The organism is Sphingobium sp., assembly GCF_032153725.1.
In the GTDB taxonomy this organism is placed as follows: domain Bacteria; phylum Pseudomonadota; class Alphaproteobacteria; order Sphingomonadales; family Sphingomonadaceae; genus Sphingobium.
This window is the reverse complement of sequence record NZ_JALDYQ010000117.1, coordinates 1-9,180: the sequence shown is the minus strand read 5'-3', so window position 1 is coordinate 9,180 and position 9,180 is coordinate 1. Positions and strand designations below refer to the sequence as shown.

Genomic DNA, 9,180 nt, shown 5'->3' with positions numbered 1-9,180 from the left:
TGATGGCGCGCACCGAACCGGATGTCAGGGGCGCGGCGGGCATTTCCGCCTTCATCCTGCCCGCCGACACGCCAGGCATCAGCTTCGGCAAGCCCGACAAGAAAATGGGGCAGAAGGGGTCGATCACCACCGACGTCATATTGGACGACGTGGTGGTGCCCGCGAAGAACATCATCGGCGGGGTGCCGGGGCGTGGCTTCAAGACCGCGATGAAGGTGCTGGATCGCGGGCGCATCCACATCGCCGCCGTCGCGCTTGGCATGTGCCAGCGGCTTATCGACATGGCGCTTTCCTATGCCCTGGAACGCAAGCAGTTCGGCCAGCGCATCGCTGATTTCCAGCTCGTTCAGGCCATGCTGGCCGACATGAAGGTCGATATGCTGACCACCGAAGCGCTGATGCAATCGGTCGCGGCGAAGTTCGACGCGGGCGACCGCGTCAGCCTCGAATGCGCGGCGCTCAAATATCATGCCTCCGAAGCGGTGGGCCGGATCGCGGACCGCGCGGTGCAGATATATGGCGGCGCGGGCTACATGGCCGAATATAAGGTCGAGCGCTTCTATCGCGATGTCCGGCTGTTCCGCATCTATGAAGGCACCAGCCAGATCCAGCAGACCATCATCGCCAGGCAGATGATCAAACAGGCCGAAGCCGCCGCCTAACCCGAAGGAATTTCCCATGCGCAGAGCCGCCATCGTCGCCCCCATCCGCACCGCCGTCGGCAAATATGGCGGGTCGTTGAAATCCATGACCGCCGGCGATCTGGGCGCCATCATCATCAAGGCGCTGGTCGAACGCACGAAGATCGATGCCGAACGGATCGACGACGTGGTGTTCAGCCAGGGCTACGGCAATGGCGAAGCGCCCTGCATCGGCCGCTGGTCGGCGCTGGCGGCGGGCCTGCCGGAATCCGTCCCCGGCGTGCAGCTCGACCGCCGCTGCGGTTCCGGCCTGCAAGCCGTGATCGACGCCGCCATGCGCATCCAGACGGGCGCGGCAGATGTCGTCATCGCGGGCGGCGTGGAGAGCATGTCCAATGTCGAATATTATTCGATCGATCATCGCTGGGGCGCGCGGTCCGGCTCGACCCAGTTCCATGACCGCCTGACGCGCGGCCGGGTGATGTCCCAGCCGATCGCCCGCTATGGCATCATCAGCGGCATGATCGAGACGGCGAACAATCTCGCCAGGGATTATGACATCTCACGCGAAGCCTGCGACGAATATGCCGCGATGAGCCACCAGCGCGCCACCGCCGCCTGGGAAGCGGGCAAGTTCGACGACGAACTGGTCCCCGTCCCCGTGCCCCAGCGCAAGGGGGAACCGGTGATGTTCGTCCGTGACGAAGGCATTCGCGCCGACGCGACGCCGGCATCGCTCGCCCTGCTGAAGCCCATCGAAAAGGACGGCGTCGTCACCGCGGGCAATGCGAGTCAGCAAAATGACGCGGCGGCAGCCTGTCTGGTGGTGGCAGAGGATAAGCTGAGCGAACTCGGCCTCGAACCCATGGGCTATCTGCACAGTTGGGCTGCGGCGGGCTGCGACCCTTCCCGCATGGGGATCGGGCCGGTTCCGGCGGTCGAGCGGCTGTTCGCGCGCACCGGCCTTGGCTGGAGCGACATCGATCTGGTCGAACTCAACGAAGCCTTCGCGCCGCAGGTGCTGGCCTGCCTCAAGGGGTGGAACTGGGACGATCGGGACAAGCTGAACGTCAATGGCTCGGGCATTTCGCTCGGCCATCCGATCGGGGCTACCGGCGGGCGCATCCTTGCCAATCTGCTGCGCGAATTGGAGCGGCGCGACGGCCGCTATGGGCTGGAAACGATGTGCATCGGCGGTGGTCAGGGCCTGGCAGCGGTGTTCGAGCGGGCTTGATCCGTTTGTTTAGTGTCAGATTGGCCAATACTGGTCATTAAGCGTAACGTGCTCCTGCGCAGGCAGGAGCCCAGTCCAGACGTTGCCATGATGAGGCGAGGGCGGAACTGGGTTCTCACGAGCCACTCGTCTCGTTCGAATGCCTTCGCAGGAACACGGCGCGTATCAAGGAATGCTCAGCTAGGCCGACCGTCCGCCTTCCACCCTTCTCCGTCGCTTTACCCCGCGCTCTTCCGATCCGGCGACAGCGCGATGATCGCCACGCCGATCAGCGCCAGCGTCCCGCCACCGATCATCACGGCGGTGATCGGCGTCGCGAAATAGAGCGAGGCAAACACCGTCGACATCACCGGCGATGCCAGCATCAACGGCATGATGGTGGAAATCGGATAACGCTGAAGCAGCCAGGCCAGCGTTCCCTGCCCAACGATCGTCGACCCCAGGCAGGTGAAGGCGAACCAGGCCACCGGCACCCACCCCACATGCGCCAGCCCCGCAATCGCCGGGCGCTCGAACATCAGCGCGAAGGGGGCCAGCGTCACCGCACCCATCAAACCGTTCCACGCCTGCCCGTTCATCACGCTCACCCCGGCCAGCTTGCGCTGCACCAGCGTCGCTCCGCCCCATGTCATCGCCGCGCCCGCCATCACCAGCATCGCCGGGATTTCCGTCAGTATATGCGGATCGAACACCAGCGCCACCACCCCCGCAAAGGCCAGAATGACGCCCGCTATCTTTCGGCCGTTGAGCTTCTCACCCAGCAGCAAGGCGCCCAGCAGCAGCGAGAAAGGCACGCTCAACTGCCCCGCAATCGCCAGCGCGCCCACATTGGTCGCCATGAACAGCGCGATGTTCAGCAGCAGCAGAAAGAACCCGCCATTCAGAAAGCCATAAAGGGCCAGCCACCCCGTCCGCCCCGGCAAAGGACGCAGGGCCGGAGCGCAAAGCAGAAACACGGTCCCCATGCGCAAGGCCACCGACAAAAGGGGCGCAGTGGCATCGACCACCACTTTCATGGCGATTACGTTCAGCGCGAACATGACATTGACCAGCAACGCCAGCATCATGCCCACCGGACCAAGCCGCCGGATCTCCCCTTCCGCAACATCCTCCATCGCGTTTCCTTCTTGTTATGACGGCCCATCTGCTTCAATCGCCGTTCAGACTCATATTGCTATTTTTATTTATGCACACTGGTATAAAATCCAGCGAAAGATGAAGGGAAGAGGATTCCGGATGATTGCCAAATTTGCCGCCATTGCCGCCACCGTCCTGATCGCATCGCCCGCGCTGGCGCAGACGGGTGACGCCGCCAAGGGCAAGACCGTTTTCGCCCGCTGCATGGCCTGTCACTCGGTCGATCCGGGCGCGAACCGGCTCGGGCCGTCGCTGGCGGACATTGTGGGCCGCACATCGGGCACGGTGCCGGGCTTTGCCTATTCTCCCGCGATGAAGAACGCCAGGATTCGCTGGGACGCCAAATCGCTCGACGCTTACCTCGCCAAACCCGCCGCCAAGGTGCCGGGCACGAGGATGATCTTCGCGGGCCTGCCCAATCCGGCCGATCGCGCCAATCTGATCGCCTATCTGGCCAGCGCGAAGAAGAAATGATCTGAAAACTATCCTATAGTGCAAAAATCGTTGCACTAGCCGTCCTCTCCCGCTATCTGTTGAGTCAATCGACGCAACAGAAAGACGGGAGCGGATGCGGTTTTCCGACGACATGATGGCGGGATCGCGGGCATGAGCGCCCGCGCCCTTGAAGGGATCAAGGTGCTGGACCTGTCGCGGGTCCTCGCCGGTCCCTGGTCGACGCAGATTCTGGCCGATTTCGGCGCGGACGTGATCAAGATCGAGCTGCCCGGCCATGGCGACGACACCCGCGCCTGGGGGCCGCCATACCTGACCGGCGCGGACGATGAGCCGGAGATCGGCACCAGCGCCTATTATCTCTCCTGCAACCGCAACAAGCGCTCCGCCGCGATCAACCTCGCGACACCACAGGGCGCGGACCTCATCCGCAAGCTGGCGGCGCAAGCCGACATATTGGTCGAAAATTTCAAGGTCGGCGGCCTGAAGAAATATGGCCTCGATTACGACAGCCTGCGCGCGGTCAACCCCCGGCTCGTCTACTGCTCGATCACCGGTTTCGGCCAGAACGGTCCCTATGCCGATCGCGGCGGCTATGATTTCGTGGCGCAGGGCATGGGCGGCTTCATGAGCATCACCGGCGAGGAAAATGGCGGCCCGCTGCGCGCCGGCGTGGCGATGGCCGACTTGTCGACCGGCATGTATGCCACCGTCTCCATCATGATGGCGCTGCGCCATGCCGAACGCACCGGCGAAGGGCAGCAGATCGACGTGTCCCTGCTCGACACCCAGATCGCGATGCTCGCCAATCAGGGCATGAATTATCTGGTCGGCAATGTGGTGCCGGGGCGTCTGGGCAACCGCCACCCGACCGTCGTGCCATACAAGACCTTCGAGGTCGCGGACGGCGTCATTATCATCGCCATCGGCAATGACCGGCAATTCCGCGCCTTCTGCACCGAAATGGGGCATCCCGAACTCGGCACCGATCCGCGCTTCGCCACCAGCGCCCAGCGGCTCATCAACCGCGACGTCATTGAGGCAAAGGTGCAGGAAATCGTCCGCCCCTTCCCCCGCGACGCCCTGATGGAGCGCTTCGTGGCGCGGGGCGTGCCCGCCGGGCCGGTGAACAGCATCAAGGACGTGTTCGAAGACCCCTTCATCGAAGCGCGCAACACCGTCCACCGCTTTTCCCGCGAGGAGGATGGCGTGGAGATCCCGACCGTCGCCTATCCGGGCAAGCTGTCCGCGACGCCTGCCGATTACCGCCATTGCCCCCCCCGCGTGGGCGAACATAGTCGTGAGATTTTGGGCCAGTGGCTCGACCTCGACGATGCCGCGCTCGATGCGCTGGCCGCCGAGGGCGCGATCGCCCAACGCCCCATCAAGGAGAGGAAACAGCCATGAAACTCGACCATAGCGTATCCGCGATCGTCACCGGCGGCGCCTCCGGCCTGGGCGAAGCCACCGCCCGCGCGCTCGCCGCCAGGGGGGTGAAGGTCGCCCTGTTCGACTTCAATGAGGAAACGGGCAATCGGGTCGCGGGCGAAATCGGCGGCACCTTCTGCAAGGTCGACGTCACCGACGAAGCCTCGGTCGACGCGGGGTTCGAAAAGGCCCGCGCCGCCCATGGGCAGGAACGGATCATCGTCAACTGCGCGGGCACCGGCAATGCCATCAAGACCGCCAGTCGCGACAAGACCACCGGCGAGACGAAGCATTTCCCGCTCAATGCCTTTGAACGCATCATCCAGATCAATCTGATCGGCACCTTCCGCTGCGCCGCCAAGTCGGCCAGGGGGATGCTCGATCTGGAACCGCTGGAGGATGGCGCGCGCGGCGTCATCATCAACACCGCCAGCGCGGCGGCCGAAGATGGCCAGATCGGCCAGACCGCCTATGCCGCGTCCAAGGGCGGCGTCGTCAGCCTGACGCTGCCGATGGCCCGCGACCTGATGAATGACGGCATCCGCGTCAACACCATATTGCCGGGCATTTTCGACACGCCCCTGATGGCCCGCGCTTCGGACACGGTGCGCGCCTCGCTGGCCGCGACGGTGCCCTTCCCCAAGCGCTTCGGTCAGCCCGCCGAATTCGGCGCGATGGCGCTGGCGATGATAGAGAATGACTATTGGAACGGCGAGGATGTGCGGCTGGACGGCGCCATCCGCATGGCGCCGCGCTGAGGAGACGAGACATGTCCGAAGAAGCGCAACCCGAATATGTGACCTACAGGGTCGAGGACGGCGTCGCATGGGTGATGCTGAACCGCCCGCAATATAGCAATGCGCAGAATTACCGGCTGCTGGGGCAGTTGGACGATGCCTTCAAGCGCGCCGTCGAGGATGACGGGGTCAAGGTCATCGTCCTTGGTGGCGAGGGCAAGCATTTCTCCGCCGGCCACGATATCGGCACGCCGGAGAAGGACAGCCACATGCCCCGCTTCCGCACGACCATGTGGTGGGATCATCTGAACAAGGGCGGCGCGGAGCGGCAATATGTGCTGGAGCAGGACGGCTATCTGGGCCTCTGCCGCCGCTGGCAGGAAATCCCCAAGCCGATGATCGCCATGGTGCAGGGCGCCTGCATCGCGGGCGGTTTGATGCTGGCATGGGTATGCGACCTGATCGTCGCGTCGGAGGATGCCTTCTTCCAGGACCCGGTGCAGCGCATGGCCCAGCCCGGCGTCGAATATTTCGCCCATGCTTTCGAACTGCCGCCGCGCGTCGCCCGCGAACTGCTGCTGCTCGGCCGCCGCATGCCCGCCCAGCGCGCCTATCAATTCGGCATGGTGAACGAGATTTTCCCGCGCGAAACCCTGCGCGAGGAAGTGGCGAAGATCGCCGCCGAAATCGCCCAGCATGACCGCTTCGGCCTCGCCCTCACCAAACAGGCGTTCAACTTCGTGGAGGATCTGCGCGGCAAGCGGCAGGCGATGGACGGCGTGTTCCACATGCACCACCTCGCCCATGCGCATAATCAGCTGATGACCGGCAATCTCGTCGGCAATTTGGATGCCAAGGCGATGGCTGCGGCCAACAAGAAGCAGGCAGGCGAAGCATGATCCTTCCCGATCTTCCCGCCCTGCTCTCGGGCGCGGCCGACGCGGCGCAAGCCTTCGTCGCCGCCGCCCAGCCGCAGGTGAAGGCCCGCATCACCAACGACAGCGGCAAGGTCGACCGCGTGTTGGCCGATGTCGAGCAGCATGTGGTGCACGGCTTCGGCTGGTTCGCCTCCTATGCCGAAATGATGCGGGAAGTTGCCAACTGGGCCGCCAATCTCGCCACCGACGGCGCCTTCGGAGAGATCGAGGCCCTTCTCGCCCAACTCCTGTTCGCGGAATATGGCGCGCAGATGCTCGGCGGCATTCCGATGAACCAGGGCGAAGTCATCCGCGCCACGGACCTGACTGACGACCTGTCCGCGCTCGAAGCCCCCGCCTTCCGCACCCTCATCCGGCAGGGCGGCGGGCAAGCGGTCAAATCAGCCATTGCCCGCCATCTGGTCGCCCAGCGCGGCCATGCGACGCTGGAGAATTGCGGGCTGGACGACATGTTCGACATGGTGCGCGAACAATTCTTCGCCCTCTCGAACCAGAAGGTCGCCCCTTTCGCCCATGACTGGCACCTTAAGGACGAGCTGATCCCCCTCCCCCTGGTCGAGGAACTGGGCGAGATGGGCGTGTTCGGCATGACCATTCCCGAAGAATTTGGCGGCCTGGGCATGGGCAAGACCGCCATGTGCGTCGTGTCGGAGGAGCTTTCACGCGGCTGGATCGGCGTCGGCTCGCTCGCCACCCGCTCGGAAATAGCGGCGGAGCTGATCCTGACCGGCGGCACCGATGAGCAGAAGGCCCACTGGCTCCCCCAGATCGCCAACGCCTCGATCCTGCCCACCGCCGTCTTCACCGAACCCGACACAGGTTCCGACCTCGGCTCGCTTCGCACCCGCGCGACGCTGAGTGAAGGCGAATATCGGATCAACGGCAACAAGACATGGATCACCCACGCGGCCCGCGCCGACGTGATGACCCTGCTCGTCCGCACCGATCCCGACACTAAGAACTATAGCGGCCTCTCCATGCTGATCGCGCCGAAACAGCGCGGCACGGTGGCCGATCCCTTCCCCACCCCCGGCATGAGCGGCGGCGAGATCGAGGTGATCGGCTATCGCGGCATGAAGGAATATGAGATCGGCTTCGAGGATTTCCGCGTCCCCGCCGCGAACCTGCTCGGCGGCGTCGAGGGTCAGGGGTTCAAGCAACTCATGGCGACCTTCGAAAGCGCGCGCATCCAAACGGCCGCCCGCGCCATCGGCGTGGCGCAGGCCTCGCTCGACATCGGCCTGTCCTATGCGCTGGACCGGAAGCAGTTCGGCCGCCCGATCTTCGACTTCCCCCGCGTCGCCAACAAGCTGGCGATGATGGCGGCCGAGATCATGGGCGCGCGCCAGCTCACCTATTTCGCCGCGCGCCGGAAGGACGAGGGCAAACGCTGCGACCTGGAAGCGGGCATGGCGAAACTGATCGGCGCGCGCGTGGCATGGGCGGCGGCGGACAATGCGCTGCAAATCCACGGCGGCAACGGCTTCGCCACCGAATATCAGGTGAGCCGCTTATTGGCCGACGCGCGCATTCTCAACATCTTCGAAGGCGCGGGAGAAATCCAGGCCCAGGTGATCGCACGACGGTTGCTGGATGGGGGAAATTGAAAGGACAGCCATTGGCCATTTTTGGACATTGAGCGCGACGTGCTCCTGCGCAGGCAGGGGCCCAGTTCGGATGTTGCTGTGACGAAGTGAGGGCGGGACTGGGTTCCTGCCTGCGCAGGAACACGGTGGGCTTCAAGGAAGCGGACAGTCCGCCATCCACCCAAATTGGCCACTCAGGCGGATCAAATCCCCCCAGCCACCGGCGGCCATCCACCCTGCTCCAGCGCGGCGCTCAAATCCGCCACACAGCGCTCCAGCACCGCTGCGTCGGTCGAGCGGATCACGAAATTCGCTCCCGTCTTCCCTTCGCGGAAAAAGGGATAGCTCCCGATCTGGACGCCTTCATGCGCCCGCTCCGTCGCGCCGAGCAGATCGGCAATCTCGCTCTCCGCCACCCAGCAGCCGATCGTCGCCGACAGCACCGGCAACCCGCCTTCCAGCTTTCCCGTCAGGCTATCCAGCATCCCGGCGGTGATATGCGGCACGCCTGCCATGATGAAGATATTGCCATGCCTGATGCCCGGCGCCCCGGACATATGGTTCTCGATCAGACTCGCCCCCTCGGGAACCCGCGCCATGCGCAGCCGCGCCTCGGTCAGCCCGCCGCGCGTCTCATAATAGCCCGACAGCATGGCCCGCGCGCCCTCGTGGATTTCCACCCCGATGCCCAGTGCCTGCGCGATCGCATCGACCGTGATGTCGTCATGGGTCGGACCGATGCCGCCGGTCGTGAACAGATAGTCATTGCGCACGCGCAGCGTGTTGACGGCCTCCACGATCGCGTCGACCGCGTCCGCGACGACACGGACTTCGCCCAGACGAATGCCCTGCACATTCAGCCAGGTGGCGATCTGGGACACATTCTTGTCCTGTGTCCGGCCCGAGAGAATCTCATCGCCTATCACGATCAGCGCTGCGGTCCAGATGCGGTTGGGATCGACCATGGGCTGGCCATAGCCTGTGCCGCGCGCCATGCCTAGGGCGGATCGACATTCAGTTCTGACG

At 64.4% G+C, this 9,180-nt stretch carries 9 protein-coding genes; 7 read left to right on the top strand and 2 right to left on the bottom strand.

Annotated elements, in window-relative coordinates; genetic code table 11:
• On the top strand, positions 1-662 hold a 662-nt coding region (locus tag RUH75_RS22590; protein ID WP_313809452.1), incomplete at its 5' end, for an acyl-CoA dehydrogenase family protein.
• Between the two features lie 16 nt (positions 663-678).
• Complete coding sequence (locus RUH75_RS22585) at positions 679-1,875, top strand: acetyl-CoA C-acetyltransferase (protein ID WP_313809451.1); 1,197 nt, start codon at positions 679-681, stop codon at positions 1,873-1,875.
• A gap of 218 nt (positions 1,876-2,093) precedes the next feature.
• On the opposite strand, the gene RUH75_RS22580 is transcribed toward RUH75_RS22585, so the two are convergent.
• Positions 2,094-2,990 (bottom strand): DMT family transporter, encoded by an 897-nt coding sequence (locus tag RUH75_RS22580; protein WP_313809450.1) that lies wholly within the window; start codon positions 2,988-2,990, stop codon positions 2,094-2,096.
• Between the two features lie 121 nt (positions 2,991-3,111).
• Between RUH75_RS22580 and RUH75_RS22575 the strand changes: the two genes are divergently transcribed.
• The 5 genes from RUH75_RS22575 (at position 3,112) to RUH75_RS22555 (ending at position 8,175) form a co-directional block, all read left to right on the top strand.
• A complete protein-coding gene (locus tag RUH75_RS22575; protein ID WP_313809449.1) occupies positions 3,112-3,486 on the top strand; it encodes a cytochrome c family protein in 375 nt (124 codons plus the stop codon).
• A gap of 132 nt (positions 3,487-3,618) precedes the next feature.
• Positions 3,619-4,872 (top strand): CaiB/BaiF CoA-transferase family protein, encoded by a 1,254-nt coding sequence (locus tag RUH75_RS22570; protein ID WP_313809448.1) that lies wholly within the window; start codon positions 3,619-3,621, stop codon positions 4,870-4,872.
• Positions 4,869-5,651, top strand: a complete 783-nt coding sequence (locus RUH75_RS22565) for an SDR family NAD(P)-dependent oxidoreductase (protein ID WP_313809447.1) — start codon at positions 4,869-4,871, stop codon at positions 5,649-5,651. The genes RUH75_RS22570 and RUH75_RS22565 overlap by 4 nt, the downstream gene beginning before the upstream one ends.
• Positions 5,652-5,662: 11 nt before the next feature.
• Positions 5,663-6,529 (top strand): enoyl-CoA hydratase, encoded by an 867-nt coding sequence (locus RUH75_RS22560; protein WP_313809446.1) that lies wholly within the window; start codon positions 5,663-5,665, stop codon positions 6,527-6,529.
• Positions 6,526-8,175: an acyl-CoA dehydrogenase family protein gene (locus RUH75_RS22555; RefSeq protein ID WP_313809445.1), complete on the top strand. Its 1,650-nt coding sequence runs from the start codon at positions 6,526-6,528 to the stop codon at positions 8,173-8,175. The genes RUH75_RS22560 and RUH75_RS22555 overlap by 4 nt, the downstream gene beginning before the upstream one ends.
• A 182-nt stretch (positions 8,176-8,357) precedes the next feature.
• Here the strand turns inward: RUH75_RS22555 and RUH75_RS22550 are convergent, their stop codons facing one another.
• The gene (locus RUH75_RS22550) at positions 8,358-9,119 is read right to left on the bottom strand and encodes a molybdopterin-binding protein (protein ID WP_313809453.1); all 762 of its coding nucleotides are present in this window, start codon (positions 9,117-9,119) and stop codon (positions 8,358-8,360) included.
• Between the last annotated feature and the right edge of the window lie 61 nt (positions 9,120-9,180).